Origin of the sequence: Solidesulfovibrio carbinoliphilus subsp. oakridgensis (assembly GCF_000177215.2) — a bacterium.
Taxonomy (GTDB): domain Bacteria; phylum Desulfobacterota; class Desulfovibrionia; order Desulfovibrionales; family Desulfovibrionaceae; genus Solidesulfovibrio; species Solidesulfovibrio carbinoliphilus.
In genome coordinates, this window is the sequence record NZ_CM001368.1 from 2,069,618 (window position 1) to 2,095,063 (window position 25,446).

At 68.3% G+C, this 25,446-nt stretch carries 24 protein-coding genes; 15 read left to right on the plus strand and 9 right to left on the minus strand.

Annotated features, from left to right (window positions below; all coding sequences use genetic code 11):
- Positions 1-3: 3 nt before the first annotated feature.
- The 9 genes from mqnB (at position 4) to DFW101_RS09035 (ending at position 11,172) form a co-directional block, all read left to right on the plus strand.
- Positions 4-810, plus strand: a complete 807-nt coding sequence (gene mqnB / locus DFW101_RS08995; RefSeq protein WP_009181196.1) for a futalosine hydrolase — start codon at positions 4-6, stop codon at positions 808-810.
- Positions 811-822: 12 nt separating this feature from the next.
- Entirely contained in the window at positions 823-1,680 is an 858-nt protein-coding gene (locus tag DFW101_RS09000) for an MqnA/MqnD/SBP family protein (protein ID WP_009181197.1), read from the plus strand.
- 10 nt (positions 1,681-1,690) lie between these two features.
- Positions 1,691-2,659, plus strand: a complete 969-nt coding sequence (locus DFW101_RS09005) for a polyprenyl synthetase family protein (RefSeq protein WP_009181198.1) — start codon at positions 1,691-1,693, stop codon at positions 2,657-2,659.
- A gap of 57 nt (positions 2,660-2,716) precedes the next feature.
- Positions 2,717-5,713 (plus strand): AIR synthase-related protein, encoded by a 2,997-nt coding sequence (locus tag DFW101_RS09010; RefSeq protein WP_009181199.1) that lies wholly within the window; start codon positions 2,717-2,719, stop codon positions 5,711-5,713.
- Between the two features lie 209 nt (positions 5,714-5,922).
- Positions 5,923-6,426 carry a cytochrome c family protein gene (locus DFW101_RS09015; RefSeq protein ID WP_009181200.1) on the plus strand — a complete coding sequence of 168 codons (504 nt, stop codon included), beginning with the start codon at positions 5,923-5,925 and terminating at the stop codon, positions 6,424-6,426.
- A gap of 9 nt (positions 6,427-6,435) precedes the next feature.
- Positions 6,436-8,448, plus strand: a complete 2,013-nt coding sequence (locus DFW101_RS09020) for a methyl-accepting chemotaxis protein (protein WP_009181201.1) — start codon at positions 6,436-6,438, stop codon at positions 8,446-8,448.
- Between the two features lie 255 nt (positions 8,449-8,703).
- Positions 8,704-8,862, plus strand: a complete 159-nt coding sequence (gene rd, locus DFW101_RS09025; RefSeq protein ID WP_009109513.1) for a rubredoxin — start codon at positions 8,704-8,706, stop codon at positions 8,860-8,862.
- A gap of 44 nt (positions 8,863-8,906) precedes the next feature.
- Complete coding sequence (locus DFW101_RS09030; protein WP_009181202.1) at positions 8,907-10,112, plus strand: FprA family A-type flavoprotein; 1,206 nt, start codon at positions 8,907-8,909, stop codon at positions 10,110-10,112.
- A 121-nt stretch (positions 10,113-10,233) separates the two neighbouring features.
- Positions 10,234-11,172, plus strand: a complete 939-nt coding sequence (locus tag DFW101_RS09035; protein ID WP_009181203.1) for a LysR family transcriptional regulator — start codon at positions 10,234-10,236, stop codon at positions 11,170-11,172.
- A gap of 59 nt (positions 11,173-11,231) precedes the next feature.
- Here DFW101_RS09035 and DFW101_RS09040 read toward each other — a convergent pair whose 3' ends face one another.
- Positions 11,232-11,687, minus strand: a complete 456-nt coding sequence (locus DFW101_RS09040; protein ID WP_009181204.1) for a C-GCAxxG-C-C family (seleno)protein — start codon at positions 11,685-11,687, stop codon at positions 11,232-11,234.
- 248 nt (positions 11,688-11,935) lie between these two features.
- On the opposite strand from DFW101_RS09040, the gene DFW101_RS09045 reads away from it, so the two are divergent.
- Entirely contained in the window at positions 11,936-12,391 is a 456-nt protein-coding gene (locus DFW101_RS09045; RefSeq protein ID WP_009181205.1) for a PPC domain-containing DNA-binding protein, read from the plus strand.
- Between the two features lie 227 nt (positions 12,392-12,618).
- Here the strand turns inward: DFW101_RS09045 and DFW101_RS09050 are convergent, their stop codons facing one another.
- From DFW101_RS09050 to DFW101_RS09065, 4 genes are all read right to left on the minus strand, one after another.
- A complete protein-coding gene (locus DFW101_RS09050; protein ID WP_009107526.1) occupies positions 12,619-12,894 on the minus strand; it encodes an HU family DNA-binding protein in 276 nt (91 codons plus the stop codon).
- A 120-nt stretch (positions 12,895-13,014) separates the two neighbouring features.
- Positions 13,015-13,413, minus strand: a complete 399-nt coding sequence (locus DFW101_RS09055) for a Ros/MucR family transcriptional regulator (RefSeq protein ID WP_009181206.1) — start codon at positions 13,411-13,413, stop codon at positions 13,015-13,017.
- Between the two features lie 283 nt (positions 13,414-13,696).
- Positions 13,697-14,065: an Hsp20/alpha crystallin family protein gene (locus DFW101_RS09060; RefSeq protein WP_009181207.1), complete on the minus strand. Its 369-nt coding sequence runs from the start codon at positions 14,063-14,065 to the stop codon at positions 13,697-13,699.
- 28 nt (positions 14,066-14,093) lie between these two features.
- A complete protein-coding gene (locus tag DFW101_RS09065) occupies positions 14,094-14,507 on the minus strand; it encodes an Hsp20/alpha crystallin family protein (RefSeq protein WP_009181208.1) in 414 nt (137 codons plus the stop codon).
- Positions 14,508-14,761: 254 nt separating this feature from the next.
- On the opposite strand from DFW101_RS09065, the gene htpG reads away from it, so the two are divergent.
- From htpG to DFW101_RS09085, 4 genes are all read left to right on the plus strand, one after another.
- A complete protein-coding gene (gene htpG / locus DFW101_RS09070) occupies positions 14,762-16,666 on the plus strand; it encodes a molecular chaperone HtpG (protein ID WP_009181209.1) in 1,905 nt (634 codons plus the stop codon).
- A gap of 216 nt (positions 16,667-16,882) precedes the next feature.
- Positions 16,883-17,545, plus strand: a complete 663-nt coding sequence (locus DFW101_RS09075) for a VTT domain-containing protein (protein ID WP_009181210.1) — start codon at positions 16,883-16,885, stop codon at positions 17,543-17,545.
- Positions 17,546-17,618: 73 nt separating this feature from the next.
- Positions 17,619-19,067, plus strand: coding sequence for a DNA-3-methyladenine glycosylase 2 (alkA, locus tag DFW101_RS09080; protein ID WP_009181211.1), 1,449 nt, complete (start codon positions 17,619-17,621; stop codon positions 19,065-19,067).
- The gene (locus tag DFW101_RS09085) at positions 19,064-19,549 is read left to right on the plus strand and encodes a methylated-DNA--[protein]-cysteine S-methyltransferase (RefSeq protein WP_009181212.1); all 486 of its coding nucleotides are present in this window, start codon (positions 19,064-19,066) and stop codon (positions 19,547-19,549) included. The genes alkA and DFW101_RS09085 overlap by 4 nt, the downstream gene beginning before the upstream one ends.
- An 81-nt stretch (positions 19,550-19,630) precedes the next feature.
- Here the strand turns inward: DFW101_RS09085 and DFW101_RS09090 are convergent, their stop codons facing one another.
- From DFW101_RS09090 to DFW101_RS09100, 3 genes are read right to left on the minus strand one after another with little or no spacing between them, the layout of a single operon-like run.
- Positions 19,631-20,347 carry a glycosyltransferase family 2 protein gene (locus DFW101_RS09090; RefSeq protein WP_009181213.1) on the minus strand — a complete coding sequence of 239 codons (717 nt, stop codon included), beginning with the start codon at positions 20,345-20,347 and terminating at the stop codon, positions 19,631-19,633.
- A gap of 13 nt (positions 20,348-20,360) precedes the next feature.
- Complete coding sequence (locus DFW101_RS09095) at positions 20,361-21,530, minus strand: class II aldolase/adducin family protein (RefSeq protein WP_009181214.1); 1,170 nt, start codon at positions 21,528-21,530, stop codon at positions 20,361-20,363.
- The gene (locus DFW101_RS09100) at positions 21,527-23,269 is read right to left on the minus strand and encodes an aldehyde ferredoxin oxidoreductase C-terminal domain-containing protein (RefSeq protein ID WP_009181215.1); all 1,743 of its coding nucleotides are present in this window, start codon (positions 23,267-23,269) and stop codon (positions 21,527-21,529) included. Before DFW101_RS09100 ends, DFW101_RS09095 begins: the two co-directional genes overlap by 4 nt.
- A 135-nt stretch (positions 23,270-23,404) precedes the next feature.
- Between DFW101_RS09100 and DFW101_RS09105 the strand changes: the two genes are divergently transcribed.
- Positions 23,405-24,217 carry a hypothetical protein gene (locus DFW101_RS09105; RefSeq protein ID WP_009181216.1) on the plus strand — a complete coding sequence of 271 codons (813 nt, stop codon included), beginning with the start codon at positions 23,405-23,407 and terminating at the stop codon, positions 24,215-24,217.
- Positions 24,218-24,341: 124 nt separating this feature from the next.
- Here DFW101_RS09105 and DFW101_RS09110 read toward each other — a convergent pair whose 3' ends face one another.
- On the minus strand, positions 24,342-25,442 hold the full coding sequence (locus tag DFW101_RS09110; RefSeq protein WP_009181217.1) for a hypothetical protein: 1,101 nt from the start codon (positions 25,440-25,442) through the stop codon (positions 24,342-24,344).
- Positions 25,443-25,446 lie beyond the last annotated feature (4 nt).

Here is a 25,446-nt window from a genome sequence, read left to right on the forward strand (position 1 = left end):
ACCATGGGCCAACCCACTCCCTCCCTGCCCGTCCCCGAAACCGGGCACGGCCTCGGGCCGGGCGGCACCTCCGGAAGGGGCACCCCCCCTTCCGGCCGCCGTCGGCTCCTTGTCGCCTGCGCCACGGCCAAGGAATACAAGGCCGCCCTGGCCCCGCTCGGGGCTCCGGCCGCTCCGGAACCGGGCCGGGCCGTGCCCTGGCGGCGGGGCGGGCGCGATTTCCTGATCCTGGTCACCGGCGTCGGCCCGGTGGCCGCCGCCCTGGCCGTGGGCCGGGTCCTCGGCCGGCACGAGGGCGCGATCGGAGGGCTCGTCAACTGCGGCGTGGCCGGCTCCTTCGACCTGGCCGGCGTTCCCCTTGGCGGGCTGGTCGCGGCCACGGCCGAGGCCTTTCCGGAGTTCGGCCTGCGCCGGGAAGCCGGCACCGATCCCCGGGGCATCGGCTTTCCCCAGCTTTCCCTCCCCGGAGCCGGGGGCGGACCGGTCTTCGACCGCCTGCCGCTCGCTCCCGAGGCGGCGGCCGGGGACATGGGCCTCAGCCTGCCGCCGGGCACGCTCTTTGGCCCGTGCGTCACCGTGGCCGGCGTCTCCGGCGACGCGGCCCGGGCCGCGCTGCTGGCCCGCCGGTACGGCGCGGCCTGCGAATCCATGGAGGGGTTCGCCGTGGGCCTGGCTGCGGCCGTGGCCGGCCTGCCTTTCCTGGAGCTTCGGACCGTCTCCAACCGGGTGGGGGCCCGCCCGCCCGAGGACTGGGATCTGGCCGGGGCCCTGGCCGCCCTCGGCCGGGCCGTTGCCATCCTTTTTTCCTGACAAGGACGTGCCATGGATGCCATGACTGTCGCCATTTCCCCCTGCCCCAACGACGTGGTCATCTTCGGGGCCTGGATCCTCGGCCGGGTCGGGCTGCCGGACACCCTGGCCGCCTTTGCCTTCGAGGACGTGGAAACGCTGAACGAAGCCGCCCTGGCCGGCCGCTTCGACGTGGTCAAGGTCTCGGCGGCCATGGCCGCGCCCTTGGCCGCCACCTACGCGGTCCTGCCCTCGGGCGCAGCCTTCGGCTTCGGGGCCGGCCCCAAGCTCGTGGTCGCCGAAGGCTTTGCCGGCCGCCCGAAAACCGTGGCCGTGCCCGGGCTGCGCACCACGGCGGCCACCCTTTTGCGGGCCGCCCTGGCGGCCGACGACCCAAACCTGCCGCCGCCGGACGCGCCGTTTGTGCCGGTCCGCTACGACGACATCGTGGCCGCCGTGAAAGACGGCCGGGCCGAGGCCGGGCTGCTCATCCACGAGACGGCCCTTGCCGCCGCCGACCACGGCCTGCGTCTGGTCCTCGATCTTGGCGTCTGGTGGCAGGGCCGGTTGCCGGACACGCCGGTGCCCCTTGGCGTCATCCTGGCCAAAAAGAGCCTCGGCCCGGAGAAGATCGCGGCCATAGGGGCGCTTTTGCGCCAAAGCCTCCTCGACGCCCGGGACCACCCCGGCGAGGTGGCCCCGCTGGCCCGGCTGCTGGCCCGGGAAAAAAATCCGGCCGTGATCGAGGCCCATATAAAGGCCTATGTCGGGGACCTGAGCCTCGAGATGGGCGATACGGGCCGCCGGGCCCTCGAAGTCCTGGCCGATCTGGCGGTTGGCCGCCATTTCCCGGCGGCCCCCCCCTTGCCAGCCCCGGACCAATGCTGTTAAACGCCAGCGGATGAGCGATTTCGCGGACATTTTATCTCGGGAAGTCCCGGCCATCAACGAGTACCTGGAGGACGCGGCGGCAACGCTCAGTCCCCTGGTGCAGCCGGTGGTCCGCCATGTGCTTTTGGCCGGAGGCAAACGCCTGCGTCCGCTGCTCACCGTCCTGGTGGCCCGCGCCTTTGGCCACGACAAGGACGATGTCTACCCGCTGGCCTGCTCGCTGGAGTTTCTCCATTCCGCCACACTCCTTCACGACGACATCGTGGACGGAGCCCCGTTGCGGCGCGGCCGGGAGTCGGCCCACGTGCGCTTCGGCGCCACCCACACCATCCTGGCCGGCGACGTGCTCTTGGCCCTGGCCAACCGGATCGTGGCCGAGTACGACGTGCCCGAGCTGACGCGCATCCTGTCCGAGGCCCTGCTCCAGACGGCCACCGGCGAGATCCTCGAAATCGCCCATCTGCGCGACACCGACCTGCCGCTCGAAACCTATCTTTCCATCATCACGGGCAAGACCGCCTACCTGCTCCAGGCCGCCTGCCACTGCGGCGCCATCCTGGCCGGGGCCGACGCCAGGCTCTGCCAAGCGGCCATGAGCCTTGGCGTCAACTGCGGCATCGCCTTCCAGCTCGTGGACGACGCCCTGGACTACACCTCGCCGGCCGCGGTCTCGGGCAAGCCGACCGGGGGCGATCTCAAAGAGGGCAAGGTCACCCTGCCGCTCATCCTCTACCTGGCCGAGCAGCCCTTCGAGGCCCGTCGCCGCCTGGCCGAGGACTTCCGCCAGGACCAATTGTCCGCGGAGGACATCGAATATTTGCGCGGCAACATCGTTGCCGCCGGACACGCGGAAAAGACCCGGGAGATGGCCGCCACCTACCTCGCCAAAGCCCAGGCCGCCCTGGCCGTCTTCCCGCCATCGCCGGAAGCCGACTTGATCGGCCAGGTGCTGGCCCCCATGCTCGGCCGGGACAAATAGTTCGGGCCTCGCCGGCGGCGGACCGGCGCACCTTGGACCTTCTACCAAAGGAACGCCATGCTCAGTCGCGTCGCCGTGGGCCTTCGCCCAAGCGTTACGGACGTGGTCGGCCAACGGGTGGCCGGCAAGATCAAAAGCGAACTGCATCTGCCGGTCACCGCCGTTCGCATCGTCAAGATATTCACCATCGACGGCCTGTCGGCGGACGAAGCCGGGCGCATTGCCGCGGACGGCGTCCTCCACGATCCCGTGGTCCAGGTCGCCTCGCTGTCCCCCCTGTCCCCGGCTCCGGAGGCCACGGACTGGGTCATCGAGGTGGGCTTTCGGCCCGGGGTCACGGACAACGAGGCCCGCACGGCCAAGGAGGCCATAAGCCTCGCCCTCGACCTGCCGGCCGACCGCCGCAAGACGCTCGCCGTCTACACCGCCGTCCAGTACCACATCGAGGGCCTGCCCGACCGGGCGGCCGCCAAGCACGTGGCCGTCGATCTTCTCGGCAACGACCTCCTCCAGCGCCACCACATCAAATCCGGCGACGCCTGGCGCGCCGATCCGGGCTTTCCGGCCCAGGCGGCCCAGGTGACCGGCCAGGCCAGTTCCAAGGTCGAGGTGCCGGACCTCTTCAACATGCTCGAAAAGGACATGGAGGCCTACGGCCGGGAGCACACCCTGGCCCTGTCCCTTGAGGAGTGGTGGGCCATCCGCGAGTATTTCGGCCTGCCCGGGTACAAGATCCGCCGGGTGTCCTGGGGCCTCATCCACAACCCCACCGACGTGGAGCTGGAGTGCATCGCCCAGACCTGGTCCGAGCACTGCAAGCACAAGATCTTTACCGCGACCATCACCTACCGCGACGAAGAGGCCGGCACCGAAGAGGTGATCGAGAGCCTGTACAAGACCTACATCCAGGGCGCCACGGCCGACATCCGAAAGGCCCTTGGCGAGAAGGACTTCTGCCTGTCGGTCTTTTCCGACAACGCCGGCGTGGTCCGCTTCACCGAGGATCTCCACCTGTGCATCAAGGTCGAGACCCACAACAGCCCGTCGGCGCTCGATCCCTACGGCGGAGCCCTGACCGGCATCGTCGGCGTCAACCGCGACCCCATGGGCACGGGCATGGGCGCCAACCTGCTTTGCAACACCGACGTCTTCTGCTTCGCCTCGCCCTTCTTTGAAGGCCAGCTGCCGCCGCGCCTGCTCCATCCCCGCCGGGTCCTCGAAGGCGTGCGCGAGGGCGTGGAGCACGGCGGCAACAAGTCCGGCGTGCCGACGGTCAACGGCTCCCTCGTCTTTGACGAACGCTACCTCGGCAAGCCGCTGGTCTTCTGCGGCACGGTCGGCACCCTCCCCGCCACCCTCCACGGCCAGCCGAGCTACGTCAAAAAGGCCCTGCCCGGCGACTACATCGTCATGGTCGGCGGCCGGGTCGGCAAGGACGGCATCCACGGCGCGACCTTCTCCTCCGAGGAGCTCCACGAGGGCTCCCCGGCCACGGCCGTGCAGATCGGCGACCCCATCACCCAGCGCCGGATGTACGACTTCCTCATGCGGGCCCGGGACCTCGGCCTTTATAACGCCATCACGGACAACGGCGCGGGCGGCCTGTCGAGCTCGGTCGGCGAGATGGCCCGGGATTCCGGCGGCTGCGAGCTCTACCTCGACCGGGTGCCGCTCAAGTACGACGGGCTGGTCCCCTGGGAAATCCTCACCTCCGAGGCCCAGGAGCGCATGACCGTGGCCGTGCCGCCGAACCGGTTCGCGGACTTCATGCGCCTGTCCCGGGAGATGGGGGTCGAGTCCACGGAACTCGGCAACTTCACCAATTCCGGCTACTTCCGCGTCTACTACGAAAAGCGGACCGTGGCCTACCTCGACATGGACTTCCTGCACGACGGCACCCCGCGCATGCGGCTTGCCGCCGCCTGGAAGCGTCCGGCCGTAGCCCGCACCGAGCCGGCCCTGCCGGCCGGCGGCCACGGGGCCCTGCTCGAAACGATGCTTGGGCGCCTGAACATCTGCAGCAAGGAATACGTGGTCCGGCAGTACGACCACGAGGTCAAGGGCGGCTCGGCGGTCAAGCCCCTGTGCGGCGTGCGCCGCGACGGCCCGTCCGACGCCGGCGTCCTGCGGCCGGACCTGTCCCGGCCGGAAGGCGTGGCCCTCTCCCACGGCATCTGCCCGCGCTACTCCGACATCGACACCTACTGGATGATGGCCGCGGCCATCGACGAGGCCGTGCGCGGCGCCGTGGCCGTGGGCGCCGATCCGGACCGGCTGGCCGGGGTGGACAACTTCTGCTGGTGCGATCCGGTGGAGTCCGAAAAGACGCCCGACGGCCGCTACAAGCTGGCCCAGCTCGTACGCGCCAATAAAGCGCTCGCCCACTTCTGCCGGGCCTACCGCACCCCCTGCGTCTCGGGCAAGGATTCCATGAAAAACGACTACTCGGGCGGCGGCATCAAGATCTCCATCCCGCCGACGGTCCTCTTCTCGGTCATGGGATTCGTGCCCGACGTCTCCCTGGTCGTGACGTCCGATTTCAAGAACCCGGGCGATCTGGTCTACGTGCTCGGGGCCACCCTGGCCGAGCTCGGCGCCTCGGAACTGGCCGACGAACTGGGATTCACCTCGCCCGATGTGCCCCAGGTCGAGGCCGTCTCGGCCTCGCGGCGCTACCGTACGCTCCACGCCGCCATGCGCCAGGGGCTGGTGTCCGCCTGCCACGACTGCTCGGACGGCGGCCTGGCCGTCACCCTGGCCGAGATGGCCCTCGGCGGCCGGCTCGGCGCGGACCTCGACCTGGCCGCCGCCCCGGCCACGCCCGGCCTCACCGACCTGGAACTCCTCTACAGCGAATCCCAGAGCCGGCTGGTGGTCACGGTGGCGCCGGAAAACAGGCAAGCCTTTGAGGCCCTTTTCGCCGGCCAGCCCTGCGGGCTGCTTGGCGCCGTCGCCGCAGGGCCGGCCCTTCGCCTGCGCCGCGGCCCGCAAACCCTTTGCGACGCCTCGGCCGAGGAGCTGGCCCGGGCCTTCAAGGCCACCCTCGACTGGTAGCCCGTTTCCCGCGCCGACGCGGACAAAACGGCCCGGGCCCTGGTTTGCGAACCAGGGCCCGGGCCGTTTCTTTTTCCGCCCCGTGTCCGAAACCTGGCCGGGGGACCGTGACCCACCCCAGTTCTTGTGGAATCCGTATTGCTTGCACACGGCAAATAGGATATCCGTACGCTAATTTTTCCCCCACCTCCAGCAGAGGAGCCCTGGCCATGGCCCGTTGGCGCTTGTGTATCGCGGCATTGCTGGCGACAGGCCTATGCGTTTGTCCGGCCCCCTCCCTCCTGGCCCAGCAGACCGGCGACGCCGCCCCCCCCGCGGCAAAGCCTCCGGCCTACGTCGGCTCCAAAGCCTGCCAGGGCTGCCACGCCACGGAATACGAATCGTTTTCCAGATACTCCAAAAAGGCCCACTCCTCCCAGTCGGTCAAGATCATGGCCCCCAAGCTCAGCCCCGAGGAATTGCGCGGCTGCTTCGCCTGCCACACCACGGGCTACGGCCAGCCCGGCGGGTTCGTCAGCTTCGAGCAGACGCCCGAGCTGGCCAACGCCGGCTGCGAGGTCTGCCACGGGCCGGGGGCCGCCCACGTGGATTCGGGCGGCGATCCGGCCCTCATCAAAACCAAGCTGGCCATGTCCGAGTGCGAGCGGTGCCACAGCGCCGAACGGGTCCGGACCTTCAACTTCAAGCCCATGCTCTTCGCCGGAGCCCACTAGGAGGCCATGATGGGTGTCATTTCCCGCTCCCTCGGCCTCAAGGTGCTGCTCCTCGTCTCCGGGCTCACCATCGTCGCCTTTGCCGGCCTCTTTCTGGCCAACGCCCACTGGCAGCGCCAGGGGGCCGTGGACCAGATCGGCCACACGGCCAGGCGGGTCAGCGACATGCTGCGCATGGCCATCGAAGAGCCCATGCGCCTTGGCAAGAACGCCGAGACGGCCGCCCAGTTCGGCAAGCTCGGCAAGGCCCACAAGGATATCAAGGTCTACCTGACGGACTTCAAGGGCAACGTGACCTACGCCACGGACGACGCCGCCCTGCGCCGGGACCTCGGGGACATCACCCGGGACGCGGGCCTCTCGGACCTGGTGCGAAAAGCCCTGGCCGCCGACTTCCACGGCGGCGACATCCTGCCCTGGGCCGGCGGCCAGGCCTTTGTGGCCGTCAATTCCGTGGCCAACGAGCCCGACTGCCACCACTGCCACGGCGCGAGCAAGCCCATCCTCGGCGCCATGGTCGTGGTCCAGGACATCGCGCCCGAGCTTTCGCGCCTGGCCGCAGACCAGTACAAGAGCGCGGCCCTGTCCCTTGGCGGCATGGCCGCGCTCCTGACGACGCTCCTTCTTTTCATGAAGTATTCCGTGGTCGGGCGGGTGAAAAAGCTGGCCGGCCTGTCGGCCGCCATCAGCCAGGGGTCCCTTGACCTGTCCTTCGACGTGCCCGGCACCGACGAGATCGCGGCCCTGGCCGGGAACCTCTCCACCATGGTCCGGGCCATGAAAGACCAGCTCGAATACAACAAAGGCATCTTAAACGGCGTCATCATCCCCATCTTCGTGGCGGACAAGGAGCGGCGCTTCGAATTCGTCAACACCCCGCTCCAGCACATCCTCGGCAAGACCGAGGCCGAGATGCTCGGCCGGCTGGTGTCCGAGAGCTTCATCCGCGACGACGGCCGGTCGGGCTGCGCCGCGGTCCTGGCCACCGGCGACTGCTCGAGCGGTTTCACCCGCTTCACCCGGACCGACGGCCACGTCTTTCCCCTGCACTACGAGATTTCGCCGCTCAAAAACGCCTCGGGCGCGGTGGTCGGGGTCATCGGCGTGCTGATCGACCTGACCCAGGAGGAAAAGGACAAGGACCACATCCGGGCCCAGCGCGAAAAGCTCTTGGCCGTGGCCGACGAGGTGACGCACGTGGCCAGGAACCTGTCCGACGCCTCCGATCTTCTCACCTCGCGCATGGCCGAGCTGACCGACGGCGTGGAAAACACCGCCCGCGAGACCGACCGGGTGGCCACGGCCATGGAGGAGATGAACGCCACGGTCCTCGAGGTGGCCCAGAACGCCGGAGACACGGCCCAAGCCTCGGACGTGGCCACCAGGGCGGCCATCGACGGCGGCCGGGAAGTGGCCCGCACCGTGGACGAGACCCGGCAGGTCTCCCGGAAGACCGCCGTGCTGGCCGGCTCCCTGTCCCAGCTCGAAAGCCGGGCCGTCAACATCGGCCAGGTCATGTCCGTCATCGGCGACATCGCCGACCAGACCAACCTCCTGGCCTTAAACGCCGCCATCGAGGCGGCCCGGGCCGGCGACGCCGGCCGGGGATTTGCGGTCGTGGCCGACGAGGTCCGAAAGCTGGCGGAAAAGACCATGACGGCCACGGCGGAAGTGGCAACGGCCATCAAGGACATCCAGGAGAGCACGAGACAGGTGGTTTCCGGCATGAACGACACCAAGGCCAAAGTCGAGCTGACCGCGGACATGGCCGAACAGTCCGGGTCGGTCCTTACCCGCATCGTCGAGCAGTCCAACCACATCGCGGACATGGTGCGCAACATCGCGGCCGCCTCGGAACAGCAATCCGCCACCAGCGAGGAAGTCAACAGCAGCGTGAACCACATAAACGAACTGTCCAAGGACATTGCCCGCCAGATCACCGACGCCAACACCCGCATCGGGGATGTCCGCACCATGGCCCACCACCTGGCCGAGCTGGTGGAACAGTTCCGGGAAGAATGATCCCGGGCCGGACAGCGGCCTTGACAACCCGGGCCGAACTAACGGATAAACTCAGGCAGGCGTGAGCGTTAAAGCCGGTCGCGTCTTCTGTCGGCCCGGCCGCTTCAGTAGCGACGCGAAAGCAGGCGCCCCCTTGGGGCAAGCCGTACCGACGGGAATTGACCTTGTTGCCGCTCAGGCAAGGGCGCTTGGCGGACCCGGCGCTGGGGGCAAATAAGGATTGCTCAACCGGTTCAACCCCAAAGGAGACCCCCCATGGACAAATACGAATGCAGCATCTGCGGCTACGTGTACGATCCCGCCGCCGGCGACCCTGACAACGGCGTGGCCCCGGGCACCAAGTTCGAAGACATCCCCGAGGACTGGGTCTGCCCGGTCTGCGGCGCGCCCAAAAGTGAATTCAACAAAGCCTAACCTGTGATCCCGCCGCGCCCCCGCGCGGCCGCCTGAGGAATCCCATGCGCCCTGTGGAAATCTGCAAGGATGTCTACTGGGTGGGGTCAGTCGATTGGGAGTGCCGCGACTTCCACGGCTATATGACCGCGCCCACCGGGACAACCTACAACGCCTTTTTGATCAAGGACGAGAAAATCGCCTTGTTCGACTCGGTCAAGGCCACCCACAGCGACGAAATGCTGTGCCGCCTGGCCCATGTGGTCAAACCGGAAAAGGTCGACTACCTGATCGTCAACCATGTGGAAATGGACCATTCCGGCGGCCTGCCGGATCTGGTGGCCCGCACCCGGCCCGAGAAGATCCTGACCTCGCCCATGGGGGAACGGGCACTGCGCGCCCATTTCGACTGCACGGGCTGGCCCATCGAGGTGGTCAAGACCGGTTCGTCGATTTCCCTTGGCAAGCGGACCCTCCAGTTCCTGGAGACCCGCATGCTCCACTGGCCGGACAACATGGCCACCTATGTGCCGGAAGACGGCCTGCTCATTTCTTCCGACGCCTTCGGCCAGAACTGGGCCACCAGCGAACGGTTCGCCGACGAAGTGGACCGGCACCTGCTCCAAAAGCAGCTCGACCGCTACTACGCCAACATCGTCCTGCCCTTTTCCCCCATCGCCCAGAAGACCATCGAGACCATCGAGTCCATGAAGCTCGATGTCCGCTGCATCGCCCCGGACCACGGCCTCATGTTCCGCACCCCGGAAGACGTGGCCTGGGTCATCGAGCGCTACAAGGAGCTGGCCGCCCAGAAGCAGAAGAAAAAGGCGGTCCTGGTCTTTGACACCATGTGGCATTCGACCGAGCACATGGCCCACGCCATTGCCACGGGCCTCATGGAGCACGGCGTCTCGGTCAAGCTCATGAACCTGCACGTCTTCGACCACTCCGATGTCATGGAGGAGGTCTGGGACGCGGCCGCCGTGCTGGTGGGTTCGGCCACCCACAACAACGGCATGTTGCCCAAGGTCGCGGATATGCTGACCTACATGAAGGGCCTCAAACCCAAGGGCAAGATCGGCGGCGCGTTCGGCTCCTACGGCTGGAGCGGCGAGGCCGTCAAAGACATCGCCGGCTGGCTCGGGGAAATGGGCATGGAAATGCCCGTGGACCCGGTCCGCATCCTCTACGTGCCGACCCACGAGCAGCTGGCCGCCTGCGTGGACATGGGACGGACCATCGGCAAGGCCATCGCCGACAAGCTCGGCTAGGCCGCACTGTGACGCAAGACCCATGGGGGGACCGGCGCGCTTGTGCCGGTCCCCTTTTTTGCGGCGGGTCCCGGCCGGGCCCGGTCTTTCCTTCCCGGACAAAGGGGCTTAGCCTGCGGTCATGGAACTGCGAAACGTCAGGACCTTCGTGTCCGTGGCCGGCCTCCTGAGCTTTCGCCGGGCGGCCGCCGTGCTCCATTACGCCCCGTCCACGGTTTCCGCCCATGTCCAGGCCCTGGAGGAGGAGCTGCAAATCAAGCTCTTTGACCGGCTGGAAAAAGGCATCCGCCTGACCGAAGCGGGGGCGCGGTTTCTGCCTTATGCCGGCAGGCTGCTGGATTTGGCCGAAGACAGCGTGTCCGCCGCCCAGGGCGAACAGGCCTGTCCGGGCATGCTGGCCATCCGGATGCCGGAAACACTCGCCGCCTACCGGTTTCCGGCCCTCCTGCCCCGGTTCCGGCAGGCCCATCCGGCCGTCGGCCTGCGGTTGCGCGGCAGTTCCAGCCATGGTGTCCGGCGGTATCTGGAAAAGGGGCTCGATCTGGCCTTTCTGGTCGGCGAGGCCAGGCCGGCGGACAATTGCTGCATCGAACGCATCGGAACCGAGGCCCTGGTCCTGGCCGGAAACGTCGCCGACTGGGGCGTCGGGCCGGTCGGGATCGAACCGGCCGATCTGGCCCGCCGGCTGCTCCTTTGCGCCTCGTCCGACACCTCGGCCCGGTCGGTGCTGCAGCGTTGCCTCGGCCGGCACGGGGTCGAAGGAAATGTCTGGCTCGATTGCAGCAGTCTGACGGCCCTCAAAAACGCCCTCTTCGCGACCTCGGGCGGCTGCGCCTTCCTGCCCCGGATCGCCCTGGCCGGAGAGCTTGCCGGCGGCCGGGCCAGCGAACTGATCCTGCCCGGCCTGCCGGACGACCTGCCCGTCAACATGCTGTGGCACCGCGAAAAATGGCTGTCCCCCTCGCTGGCCTTTTTCATGGACCTGTCGCGTGCCGCCTGGCCGCAGGCTGCTTCCGAGCGGGAGCAGCCTGCGGCGGCAACCTCGTGTTGCGATCCTTAAGAATTAATTAGTATGAATGGTTGTTCCTGAAAAAACAGGTTTTTTTCATGGCCGCGCCCCTAGGCTTTGGCGGGCAGCAGCCGTGTCAGGGCCCGCACGGCGAACAGGCAGCAGTCTTTGCACGGCAGCTCCGGCAGCCGCATGGCCATGGCCCGGGCCCGGCCTTCCTCGGTGCGCAGGTCGATGGAGAACTCTCCCAGGATGTCCCGGCAGTCGATGCTGCCGAAACGCTCGGCAAAGTCCTCGGCCAGGACCTGGACATCGGCCATGCAGGCGAACAGGTCCTCCCCGGGCGTGTTGCGGCCCTTGGCCATTCCAAGGGCCAGGGCCGCGCCGGCCAGGGCCCCGCACACGTGGCCAAGGCCACCCATGCCGCCGCCAAGCCCGGTGGCGATGGCTGGCAAGCGGTCCCAGGCCAGGCCCATATGTCCGGCTGCGGCCAGCAGCACACTTTCCGAACACAGATACCCGTCTTCCAGATTTTTGAGCACAGCTGCGTCGAGAGCGTGAGACATGGCGACTCCTTGGTAGGTTATGGGCGGCAAAATGCCGCGTCAAATCCGCCAATAGTCCCGAACGCCGCCCCTGGCGAACGAAGAGAATCGAAGGGGGTGTTCGAAGAATCCGATCGGCCAGGGGGCGCATGGCCAGGCGGCCGGTCCGCCTTGAACCGGAAGCCGGCCCGGCGTATGGAGGCCTGGACGTCCGGCCCGGGAGCATGGCCCCGGGTCCAACCGCAGTCGAGACCACACAGGGGGAGCGTATGATCGTATCCGAAGGCCGGCTTGGCCGCGTGTTTGTCTTGCGTCTGGGCGACGACGACCGGATCCCGGACGCCATCGAGGCCTTTGCCGGGACCCGCGAGGTGCGCTCGGCCGTGGTCCTGGCCCTGGGGGGCCTCGAAAACGGCAATCTGGTGGTCGGGCCCGAGGACGGCGCCGCCATGCCGCCTTTGGCCATGCTCACGGCCATCGGCAACGTCCACGAGGCGGCCTGCGTGGGCACGCTCTTCCCGGATGCGGCAAGCGGCCGGCCCACGCTCCACATGCACGCCGTGCTCGGCCGGGGCGAGGACACCCGGGCCGGGTGCGTGCGGCCGGGCCTCGACGTGTGGAAGATTTTCGAGGTGGTGGTGCTCGAGATCCTCGGCACCGACCTGGCCCGGGCCAAGGACCCGGAAACCGGCTTCCACCTCCTCGGCTGGGCCAAGCGGCCCTAAGATTAGGAAGAGGCCTCCGGCGGCCGGGGGAAGTGATTCCCCCCGGATCCCCTCGTCCGGGGTCCTATCCCCCGCGCACCCCGCGAAAAGTTTTTGGGAAGGGGTCCGGGGGAACCCTTTTTTCAAAAAGGGTTCCCCCGGCCGCCGGAGGCATCTCCCCTTGCCGCGCGCCATAAAAAAAGGCCGTGGTCGCCCACGGCCTTTTGATTGCCCAATGGCGGCGAAAATTACTTCACGGCATCCTTCAGGGTCTTGCCCGGGGTGAACCGGACGGCTTTGGAAGCCGGGATGTCGATGGCATTGCCGGTGCGGGGATCGCGACCGGTGCGGGCAGCCCTCTCGGACACCTTGAAGGTGCCGAAACCGGTCAGGGTCAAGGCCTCGCCCGACACCAGGGAGTCCTGGATGGCTCCCAGAACGGCGTCAAGGACCTTTCCCGCCTCGGCCTTGGTGGCGATGCCGGCATTGGCCTGGATTTTGGCGATGATGTCTGTTTTAGCCATGAGCGTGCGATCTCCTTATCGTGTGATTGCCGCGACGTCCCGGGCCCGAAAACGGGGAGACCGTGGGAAACGGCGCGGCCGGTCGCGATTTCGGTCCGAGATATAGCGAAAACCCACGCCTTAGGCCACCACTTTTCCCTTCTTCTCCCACAGACGCATATCCTTCATTTTCTTGCGCCGATCCCGCTGCAACGACTTGCACACCAGGGGCATGGATTTCTTGTAGCCGTGCTTGGCCTTGTATTCCTCGGGGGTCAGGCCGTGGGAAGCCAGATGCTTTTTGGTGATCACCTTGAACGATTTGCCGCATTCCATGCAGGTGACGGATTTTTCCTTGATCGCTTTTTTCGCATCCATGTCCATCGTCTGCTCGGCCACGCCGGCCGGCACCTCGCCACTGATGTCACGGATGCCGACCGCCAGTCGGCGGATCATGGACGTGATCTCCTCATCGGTCATATGGCGCACGGACGCCTGGGCCCGGACTATCTCCAGAGCGCTTTTAAGGTAATCTTCCATGGAATCTCCTTCCTGTCTTCAAAGTCGCTTCAAAAGCGCCCCAACCTGCGGTATGCCCCCCTGTTTGTCAATTATTTTCAGCCCGGCATCGTTTCTTTGCAAGGGTTTTGCATGCTCGCCCATGCAGTCCAGAAAGGAAGATCCGCTTTCTTACACTTTTGAAATGTTAATTTATACACCAAATACCGGCGGACAAGGCCGCTCCTTGCCCAAAACCCGCCTGCCCGGACAAAAAAAAGCCGGGATGCGGCACACCGCATCCCGGCAAAGGCCATGGCCCGGATCACCCGGCCTGGATCTCGATCTTGCGAGGCTGCACCCGTTCAAGGCGCGGCAGGTACAGTTCCAGCACCCCGTCCTTGAGCGTGGCCTTGATCTTCTCCTTGTCCACGATGTGCGACACCGTGAAGCTGCGGAAATACTCGCCCCCGCCGAACTCCACGTGCCCGAGCTTCTGGCCTTCCGGCAGGGCGTATTCGGCCTTGCCCGACACCTTGAGCTCGTCCTCGTTGAGGTCGATGACAAGCTCGCTTTTGGCGACGCCCGGCATGTCGACGTATATATAAAAACCGTCTTCCCGTTCGATGATGTCCGTGGCCGGCTTGACGCGGGGCAGCCGGCGCTCCTCGGTCCTGGCTTCATTGTCCGTCATGGTTGTCCTCCCGGCGCGGCCGCGCCTCTTACACGGGTTCGATGCTGATCTTTTTGGGCTTGCTCTCGTCGGATTTGGGCAGGACCACTTCCAGCACGCCGTCGCGCATGGTGGCCGACACCTTTTCCCGGGCCACGCCGGCCTGGATGTTGACCACGCGCTGAAAAAACCCCGTCGGCCGCTCCTGGCGGTAGTACTTGCCCTTGACCGCCTGCCGCTCGCCCTTGATGACCAGGCTCGAGTCGGTGAGCGTCAGATCCAGCGCCTCCATGTCCATTCCCGGGATCTCGCACCGCACGTAGAGGTTCTCGTCATCCTCGCCGATGTTGATCGGCGGATAGGCCATGCTGCGCTGGCTTATGGCCATGGACGGCCATAACGACTCGAAAAGCCTGTCAAAAGGGGTTGTGGCCCCATAAAACGGACTCAGATCAATGACCATATATCCACCTCCCGAAAGTGGTTTTTCCTCATCCTGAAACATATACAAGCACCCGGCCCTGTCAATGGGGCAATCCCCCTTCCCGGCACCTCTTCCCGCAGTCCGTCGGGCCTTGACACCGACATTCGGCTCCTTATTTTTTTGCCCGTATCCGCCAGGGGCAACCGTCCCGCCGGCCGCGTCCGGTACGGCCGGGGAGCGCCTTTTTTCCGCCCCAAGCCGGCACGAAAATCCACTTGAGAAAGGAGCCACGCATGACCGCCACGCCCAAAGGCGAGACCCACGAATTTCGCGCCGAAATCCGCAAGCTGCTCGATATCATCACCCACTCCATCTACACCAACCGCGAGATATTCCTGCGCGAACTGGTGTCCAACGCCTCCGACGCCCTGGACAAGCTGCGCTTCGAAACCAGCCGCGGCACGGCCGTGGCCGATCCCGACACCCCCCTTGAAATCCGCATCACCACGGACAAGGACGGCGGCCGGCTGACCGTGGCCGACACCGGCTGCGGCATGAGCCGCGAGGAACTCGTGGACCACCTCGGCACCATCGCCAAGTCCGGCACCGAGGCCTTCATGAAATCCGTGGCCGACAACGCCGAGAACAAGGACGCCGCCTCCAACCTCATCGGCCGCTTCGGCGTCGGCTTCTACTCCGTCTTCATGGTGGCCGACAAAGTCACGGTCACCTCGCGCTCGCTCCACGCCGACGCGGCCCCGGCCCGGTGGATTTCCGACGGCTCGGGCAACTTCACCATCGAGGACGTGGAAGGCGAGGTCCCGCGCGGCACCTCCATCGACATCACCCTCAAGGCCGACACCAAGGAATATGCCGACCCCGAACGCCTGAAGGCCGTCCTTCGCACCCACTCCAACTTCATCTCCTTCCCCATCCTGGTCGACGGCGAGAAGACCAACACCATCCCGGCCCTGTGGCGCGAATCCAAATTCTCCGTCACCCCGGAGCAATACAAGGAATTCTATCAGTTCCTGACCTACGACACCGACGAGCCCCTGGCCACCATCCACGTCAGCGTGGACGCGCCGGTCCAGTTCACGGCGCTCCTTTTCATCCCCAAAAAGGGACTCGGGCCCATGGCCTTTCGCGAGGCGCTCCACCACGGCCTCGACCTGTACGTCCGCCGGGTGCTCATCTCCAAGGAGACCAAGGAGCTCATCCCCGAGTATCTCGGCTTCGTGCGCGGCGTGGTCGATACCGAGGACCTGCCGCTGAACCTTTCCCGGGAAACGCTCCAGGAGAACATCGTCCTGCGCAAGATCCAGTCCGTGCTCGTCAAGCAGGTCCTCGACAAGCTCAAAAACCTGGCCAAGGAAAACCCGGACGCCTACGCCGAATTCTTCAAGGAACACGGGCAGGCCCTCAAACTCGGTTACGGCGACTACGCCAACCGCGAGGCTTTCGCCGACCTCATGCGCTTCGATTCCTCGGCCATCGACCCGGACGCCGGCTTCACCTCGCTTGCCGCCTACGTCGAACGGGCCAAGGAAGGCCAGAAGTCCATCTACTACCTGTCCGGCCCCTCCCGCGCCGCCCTGGACCTCAACCCGCACCTGGAAATCTTCCGGTCCAAGGGCCTGGAAGTCCTCTATCTGCACGAGCCGGTGGACGAGTTCATCATGGACACCATCGGCACCTACAAGGAGCTGCAACTCAAGTCCGCCGAACTGGCCGACGCCTCGGAGCTCGACGCCTTCGAAGGCACCGCCCCCAAACCCGAGGCCCCGGAACTGTCCAAGGACGATGAAGCCGCCTTCGACGATTTCCTCAAAAAGACCAAGGAGCTCCTCGGCGACCGCGTGACCGAGGTGCGCCTGTCCACCCGCCTGACCCAGAGCCCGTCCTGCCTGGTCTCCCCGGACGACCACATGACGTCGAGCATGCAAAAGATCATGCGGCTGGTCAGCAAGGACACCTCCATTCCCAAGAAAGCCCTGGAACTCAACCGCGACCACCCGCTCATCCGCAACCTGCTCTCCATCTACCGCCGCGACGCCGCCGACCCCTTCCTCGGCCGGGCCGTGGAACAACTCTACGACTCGGCGCTCCTCCTCGACGGCTACCTGGCCGACCCGCACCAGATGGTCGCCCGGATCAACGAGTTATTGTCCGATGCGAGCGCGTTGCACGTGAAGTAGAGAAAAATAAGATGCCTCCGGCGGCCGGGGGGGATCATCCCCCCCGGACCCCCTGGGCGGGGCACAGGGGTGGCGGCCCGGTTTGGGTCGCGGCAGCACCGATTGTCCCGATAGGGAGGGTTTGGGAGGGGCTTAGCCCCTCCCGGCCGCCGGAGGCCTCTTCGTCTTCTCCCCCTCTCCCTCCTTCCCCTGGACCTCGCGCGCAACGCCGGGTACATGGCGGACATGGAACTGGCGGGCGACATCGCGGACTTCCTGCTGCACCTGGACACGCGGCTGGCCGGGCTGGCGGCGGCGGACGGGTGGCGGGTGTACGCGGTCATCTGGTTGGTGATTTTCGCGGAAACGGGCTTCGTGGTCACGGGCATCCTGCCGAGCGACACGGTGCTGTTCGCGGCTTCGGCCCTGGCCGCCCGGGGAACGCTGTCGGTGTGGCCGATCCTGGTCGGCGGCATGCTGGCGGCCTTTGGCGGCGACGAGCTCAATTATGCCTTTGGCCGGTGGCTCGGGCGCGCGTTCGGCCGGGGGCGGACCCTGCCCTTTGTCCGGGCGCGGCACCTGGAACTGGCCCACCGGTATTACGAGGAGCATGGCGGCCTGACCATCGTGGCCGCCCGGTTCGTGCCGGTCCTGCGTTCGCTGGCGCCGTTGGTGGCCGGCGTCGCGGCCATGCCGTGGCGTCCTTTCACGGCCTACAACCTGCTCGGCAAGGCCCCGTGGACGGCGCTCTACGTGGCGGGCGGCTATTTCCTGGGGTCCATTCCGTTTTTCGCCACCAATTTCCCGGCCGTGGTGCTGCTCGCGATCTGCCTGCCCCTGGCCGTGGCCGGGGCCAGGCTGGCCTATCTGGCCTGGCGGCCGGGCGGCCGGTCCCAGTGAACATCGTCGCGGCGAGCGCTGCCAGGTCCGAAAACGGCCAGCCCTGGCGGACGCAGGCCGCTATCCTCTTCCCATGAAGCTCGACCCAGCCGGATGCTACCGGGCCTTTGCCGCCAGGGACGCGCGTTTTGACGGCCGTTTTTTCGCCGGCGTGACGTCCACGGGCATCTATTGCCGGCCGGTGTGCACGGCCCGGTTGCCACGGGAGGAGAACTGCCGGTTCTTCCCGAGCGCGGCGGCGGCCGAGGGCGCGGGCTTCCGGCCGTGCCTGCTCTGCCGGCCGGAGGTGGCGCCGGGCCTGCCCGGCACCGACGCGGGCCGGCGGCTGGCCTTTGCGGCGGTGCGGCTGATCAATGAGGGGGCGCTTGCCGAGGGCGGCCTTGCGGGCCTGTGCGACCGGCTCGGGGTCACGTCCCGGCATCTTCGCCGGGTGTTCGGGAGCCTCCTTGGCGTCTCGCCCGTGGCCTTTGCCCAGACCCAGCGGCTCTTATTGGCCAAAAGCCTGCTCACGGACACGGCCATGCCGGTGACGGATGTGGCCTATGCCAGCGGATTTGCCAGCCTGCGGCGGTTCAACGCCCTTTTCCGGAGCCGCTACGGCCTGACGCCGACGGCGGTGCGCCAGGGCGAGCCCGGCAGGCTTCCGGCCGGGGACGCGCCGACCCTGACGCTCGGCTACCGGCCGCCCTACGACTGGGACGGGCTGCTTGGCTTTCTTTGCCTGCGCAGTATCGGCGGTGTGGAGGCGGTGGCGGACGGCGTCTACCGGCGCACCCTGGCGATTTCCCGAAACGGCGTGGTCCACGCCGGCTGGCTGGCCGTGGCCCACGCGCCGGCGAAAAACGCGGTGCGGGTGACGGTTGCGGCCGGGCTGTTGCCGGTGCTGCCGGCGGTGCTCACACGGGTGTCGCACCTTTTCGATCTGGCCTGCGATCCGGCGGCCATTGCCGCGGGACTTGCGGGCCTGGCGGACGGCCACGAGGGCCTGCGCCTGCCCGGGGCGGCGGACGGGTTCGAGGTGGCGGTGCGGGCCATCCTCGGCCAGCAGGTGACGGTGGCCGGGGCGCGGACCCTGGCCCGGCGGTTCGCGGCCGCTTTCGGCGAGCCCGTCAGCACGCCGTTTGCGGACCTGACCACGGTCTTCCCGGGTCCTGCCCGGGTGGCCGGCCTCACGGTCGACGCCATCGCCTCCCAGGGCATCCTCGCCGCCCGGGCCCGGGCGATCATCGGCCTGGCCCGGGCCATGGCCGAGGGGGGGCTGGTCCTGTCGCCGGCGGCGGACGTGGCGGCCACACGCGCGGCCCTGCTCGCCCTGCCCGGCATCGGGGCCTGGACGGCGGACTACATCGCCATGCGGGCCCTGGCCTGGCCCGACGCCTTCCCGCACACGGACTTTGGCGTCAAAAAGGCGCTTGGGGAAACCGATCCGAAGCGGGTGCTGGAACGGGCCGCCGGCTGGCGGCCGTGGCGGGCCTACGCCGTCATGCACCTGTGGCGGAGCTTGCAAGGAGAAACGGCATGAAACGCGCGATCCGATACGAAAGCCGCCTGGGGCCGATGCTGCTTACGGCCGAGGGCGACGTCCTGACAGGCGTCTGGTTTTTGGGCCAGAAGCACTTTCCCGCCGCCCCGCCGCCGTGCGGCCAGGCCTGCCCTGGCGACGTCCTCGACCGGGCGGCGCGGCAGCTGGGCGAGTACCTGGCCGGCCGGCGGCGGGTCTTCGACATCCGTCTCGCCCCGGCCGGCACGGCCTTCCAGCAGGCGGTGTGGGAGGCCCTGCTCGCCATCGGCCACGGCGAAACGGCCACCTACGGCGAGCTGGCCCGGCGGATCGGCCGGCCCCGGAGCGTGCGGGCCGTGGGCGCGGCCGTGGGAAAAAATCCCATCTCGATCCTCATCCCCTGCCACCGGGTGGTCGGGGCCGACGGCCGGCTGACCGGCTACGCCGGCGGCCTGGACAAAAAAGAGGCCCTTCTCGCCCTGGAAAACCCGCCCACCTCCTAGCTGTCCCCTCCCCCGTCGGGGAGGGTCCGGGAGGGGATCATCCCCTCCCGGCCGCCGGAGGCATCTTTCTCTTTATCCCCGCTACCCCCGGTGAAAAATCCCGAACCTGGCGATCCACCAGAAGGCGGCCAGGCCGTCGCGCCAGCCGATCTTTTTGCCTTCCTCGTAGGTGCGGCCGTAGTAGGAGACCGGCACCTCGTAGATGCGGGCCCCGAGCCGGGCCACCTTGGCCGTCAGTTCCGGCTCCACGCCGAACCGGTCGCTCTCGATGGCGATCTTCTCGAGGATCTCGCGGCGAAAGACCTTGTAGCAGACTTCCATGTCCGAGAGATTGATGTCGTTTAGCATGTTGGAAAAAAGGGTCAGCACCCTGTTGGCCACGGAGTGCCAGAAATAGAGCACCCGGTGGGGGCCGCCGAGAAAGCGCGAACCGAAGACCACATCGGCCTTGCCCGAGAGGATGGGGGCTAGGAGATGGGGATAGTCCTCGGGATCGTATTCCAGGTCCGCGTCCTGGATGAGGACCAGATCGCCTACGGCGGCGGCGAATCCGGTGCGCAGGGCCGCGCCCTTGCCCCGGTTTTTTTCGTGAAAGAGCACCCGCACCCGGTCGGTCCCCTCCAGGGTACGCAGATAATCCCGGCTGCCGTCGCGGGAGGCGTCGTCCACCAGGATCACCTCCCAGGTCTCGGGCCGGGCCAGCACCTTGTCCAGCACCGCTTCCAGGGTTTTCACCTCGTTGTAGACCGGGATGACGACGCTCAGCCGCAGCCCGGGGCCGGTATCTGATCCTTGCATGGAGACTCCGTTTTCAGAGGGGGATGGCGCCGAGCGCTTCGAAATAGCGGGCCCGGCACAGGGTTTCGATGGCGCCAAGCGAGGCCAGGGCCTCGTTGAAATCGTCCGCGCCCATGGTGAAGACGCCGTGGCCAAGGACGATGGCGCCCCGCTTTCCGGCCAGGGCCGGGGGCATGGTGTGGACCAGGCCGCGCGGCCCGGCGCCGACCTCGCCGGGCACGATGGGAATGTCGTCCACGGACCGGCAGGCGTCACAGGCCACATGGCAGGCGTCGCGGCGGGGACAGCCTGCCCGGTCGCAGGCCATGGACAGGATGACCGCGAATCTGGGGTGGCCGTGGAGGATGGCCCGGCGGCCGTCCAGACGGGCCAGGGCGGCGTGGGCCGAAAGTTCGCTCGAGGCGGTAAGTCCCGCGCAGGACGAACCGTCCAGCGGACAGAGATCGATGGCCCCTTCGAGCTCGTCCAGGGCCGCGCCGGTCTGGCTGATGGCCAGCACGCCGTCCAGGTTGTAGGAAATGTTGCCGAAAACCGAATCCACCAGCCCGAGCTCCACCGTGGCCCGGCCGGCTTCGGCCATGGCGGCGAGCATGGTTTCGCGGTCGGTGAACGGCCCCCCGGCCAGGGCGGGCAGGGCGGCGGGCGGCGGCGGCAGGAAGGCCACAGCCGCGTCGAAGGCCCGGCGAAAGGCGAGATCGGCGGTGCCGGCCCGGACGGCGGCGAGGTAGTCGGAAAAAAACTTCACGAATCCGGCAAAGGCCACCGAGGAGACCGTGATGAAGGCCTGCTCCGGGGAAAGGGCGCCGTGGGCCAGGATGCCGTGGCCGGGCAAATAGGCCCCCTTGCGCCGGGACAGGGCCTCGGCCGCGAGAAGCGGCGAGGCTTCGGCCACCACCGGGATGTCGTGGAAAAAGGTCCGGGTCTCGCAGTCCCGGGGCCGGATGGCCGGGGCCTCGCGGCCGGCCAGGAACTCCAGGATGGTCCGGTAGGGCTCGGCCGGGGGCACGAGCATGAGGCAGGAGACGTCCAGGCGCCGGACGGTTGCGGCCAGGAAGCCGTTTATCGGATCGTGTGGCCGGGAAAAAGCCAGGTCCTCGTCCAGGCAGGCCACGGCCGCCGCGCCCGGCGGGGTGAGGCCCGCCCGCTCCAGGCGCCGGGCGAACCGGCCGGCCAGGGCCTTCACGCCGCCTCCGGGCCGGTGGGACGGCCGTCGGCGTCGCAGCCCCGCAAGCGGTAGTACTTGGCCCGGGCGGCCAGGAAGTCGGCCCGGGAAAGCGGCGGCACGTCGAACCCGTCGCCGCCGGTGCCGGGTTCGGTGAAAAACCGGGCCGGCAGGTCGTCGTCGGCCGCCCCCATTCCGCGCCGGGCGTTGCGGCCGCGCTCGGCCCGGACGGTCCCCTCGCCAAGGGCGGCCAGATCCCCGGCCGCAACGGGCCGGCCGGTGGCGGCGGCCAGGGCGAGGGCCCACTCCTCCAGGCCGACGGCCAGGGAGAGGAGGGCGCAGCCGCCGAGAGAAGCGGCGGCGGCCACGGCGTTTTCCCCGAGCACCACGGCCCGGGCCTTGCCCTCGAAGGTGAACCGGTCCGTGGCCACTGGCTTGCGCAAAAGTTCGTGGGCCAGGCAGCCCCCCTGCCACGGGTCCGGCCCGGACGGGGCGACGGCCAGGGACAGGGCCAGCCCGTAGGCGCCCCGGGGATCGAAGGCCGGCAGTTCCATCCCCTTGACCTGCATGGCCGCCTCGGGACGGCCCTCGGAAGCGGCGTAGCCGGCCGCGCCCCGGCCAAGCTCGCGCCCTTCCCCGTCCATGGCCCCCATGGCGGCGAGAAGCTCAAGCACCCGGTCCGGGGACAGGGGCTGGCCGGTTATTTCGGCCCGGCAGGCGAGCGTCGCGGCCGCGCCCGGGGCGTGGAGGCCATGGTCCAGGCAGCGGTTGCGGGCGGCCACGGCCAGTTCCGGGTCGGACAGGCCGAGCAGGGCCGTGAAATGGGCGAGACCGTCCACGTCCGGCAGGAGCCGGCCCTCGGCCGTGACCCGGCGGCAGCCGACCGGACAGCCGGGGCAGGCTTCCCCATGCGCCCCAAAGTCCGCTTCCAGGCGCGGGGCATTGGCGGCGAAAGAGCGCGGGAAAACCGTGCGCCGGAAATTGTCCGTCGGCAGCATCCTCCGGCCGGCGAGCAGATCGACCAGGGCGGCCGTGCCGCACCGGGAAAAGCCGCAGGCCCCGGCCAGGGCCGGGGCGGCGGCAATGAGCCGCTCCATGGCCGCCCGGGCCTTCTCCAGGCCGTCCGGGTCGGCCACGGTCGGGGAAGCCGTGCCGGTGGCGGCGAGAAACGCGAAGTTCTTGGCCGCCAGGGCCAGGCCAAGGCCCGCGCCGCCGGCGTCGTGCCACCGGTCGGCCACCAGCGTGGCCAGGGGCGAGCCGGCCCATCCGGCCGGGCCGACGACCGCCGCAGCGTCCCAGGCGGCCAGCCCGTCGAAAAGAGCCGGCGTCGGCCGGCCGGCCAGCTCCCGGGCGTCGACCAGCCCGGCCGCGTCGTCCCGAACTTCGAGCCCCACCGGACGGTCGGCCCGGCCCGTGACCACCACGGCGGCCAGTCCGGCCCGGGCCAAGGCCGTTCCCAGGCGGCCGCCGAGGCTGGCCGTGGCCGCGCCACCGGTCCGGGGCGAAAGGAAGGCGGCCGACAGGTGGCCGGCCCCGGGCAGGGAACAGCCGGCCAGCCGGCCAGGGGCAAAGCAGACCGCCGCCCGGGGGGCGTCCCAGGGAAGGTCCAGGGAGTCCTCCAGCAGGGCCCCGGCCAGCCCCCGGCCGCCCCAGGCGCTGACGAGCAGGGCCTCGGGCGCGGGCAGGCGACGGACGCTGCCGAGCCCCGGCCCGGGGTGCAGGGCGACGCGCAGGATGGCGGGCCGGGACGGGTGCTGCATGGCAATCCTTCAAACGAAATCGTGGCAACCGGAAGTAGCAGAAGGAAAAAGCCGAGGCAACGAGGCCCGCCGCCCTAAAGCCCGGCCGGCCCCGGCCGATAGGAGAGGCATGGACCCACGCGAGCGAGGCGGATCATGCAGGTAACGGCCCTTTCCTCCAACCTTTCGACGCTCCTGCCGAGCGCCCCGGCAAGCGCCCGGGGCCTGACCCTTGGCCGGTATTCCGAGGGCAACGCGGCGACCGCCGCCACGGCCGCCGGGACCAAGGCCCCGTCCGGCACCTCCGACACCTTTGCCGCCGAAATCATGCGCCGCTTGCAGTCGTCCCAGACGGCCAGCAACGCCGGGGCACTCCTCGAAAGCGGCGCGGCCGGGGACCTGCAATCCGCCCTGGCCGACACCGTGGACTATGTGCGGGAAACCCACGGCGACGCCGCGGCCACGGCCGTCATGGGCATCGTCATCAAGGGGGTGGGCAACGGGTCGGGCGGCGAGGACGCGCTTGGCAACGCGCTTGTCTCCTCGCTTCAGTTCATCGACCGCAATTTCGGCATCGCCTCAGGCGACGCGGCCATGGCCCAGTTCAACGGCTCGCTCAACAACGCGGTCAACGGCTACTTCCAGAACGGCAAGACCGAACTCTTCCACGCCGCCGGGGAGGCTGGCGGCGCGGCCGGACAGGTCCAGGGCATCCTGGCCTCCACCCTGTCGTCGGTCGCCGGCACCTTCGGCCAGGACGCGGCCGAGACCGTGGCCGACATCCTGGCCGGCAGCCTCAAGGAAACCGGGCTTACCCGCCAGGGCCTCGGCGCGGCCCTTGGCAAGGCCGACGAATACCTGGGCGAAAACTTCGGCGCGTCCAACGCCTCGATGCTGCCCTATCTGGCGGACCAGGCCGGCCCGGCCACGGCCCTCCCCAAGGGTACGGTCCTGGATCTGGCCGTGTAGCCGGCCATCCGCCCTTTCCAGGCCGCCCGGGAGTTTCTCGTTTTCCCCCGCCGGCCGGGTGTTGCCGCCGACCGCCCCCCTTTCGCGACCAACCGTCGAAACGCCCCCGCCCTCCTGCCCCAAGCTACCGGAGGTCTTCCAGCAACGACGAAAACGGCGCCATCTCCAGCATGGCGGTCAGGTTGGCCAGGGTGAAGACCCGGCCGTCGGTGTCCCGGACCACCGGCCCCAGGGTGTCGTTGACCCGGGTCCAGCCCATGCCGGCCAGCACGGCGACCAGGGGCACGCCGCCAAGCCGGATCGACTCCTCCCGAAGGCGGGCGAAGCGCGGGGCCTTGTCCCGGGCCGTGCCGCCGTCGTTGACGGTCTTGCATTCGAGCATGGCCCGCAGGTTCCCGGCCCGGTCGTAAACGATGAAATCCGGAGCCGGCGTCACCCGGACCTCGAACCGGGCCGCGATCTCGGCCTGGTTGTGGGCGCCCGTGCGGATGTGGGGGATGCCGTGGGCCGTGAAAAGCGTTTCCACGGCCTCTTCGAGCAGGTTGCCGCGCAAGGTCGAGGTGGCGTCCAAGACCTGCCGGAAGGCCCCGCCGGAGTGGCGCTGGTGGAGAAAGACGGCAAACGGCACCCCGCCCCGGGCGAAATCCCGGACCGAGTCCCAGCCGGCCTCGGTGTCGGGCTTGGCCTGCTTGCTGGCCAGGTTGCCGGGCGGGTCGCCAAAGAGATCCCCGGCCAGGATGCGGACGAGCGTCAGGGCCGCCACCCGGGCCTGGTCAAACGTCGTCTTGGAACCGCTTCGCTCCATGGAATCGATCTTCCCGGCGGTCAGTCCCGGCAGGCCCTCGGCCTCCCCGGCCAGACGCGTGGACTGGGCGAACTCCTCCCGGGTCAGGCCGGTGATGGTCCGAAAGACCAGAAGCGACCGGGAGTTGGCCTCGAGAACCGCCCGCAGGTCGGCTTCCGCCACCCGGGAAAAGCCGTCCGTGGCGGCGAAGGTGTCCCGGTAGACGGCCTGGAAATAATCCGGGGCGTAGAAATCGGCCTTGTGGATGTAGGCGAAATTCGGGGCCAGGTGCGGCACGTAGGCCTGCCGGGCCACGGCGGCGTAGATGGCCTGGTGCGCGCCCGTGCCGTGGCGCTCCGGGATGAGCCGGATCCGGGCCACCCGCTGGTCCCAGCCCGGGGCCCCGACGATCTCCGCGATGGTCTCCTCGGGCGTGGCCACGGCG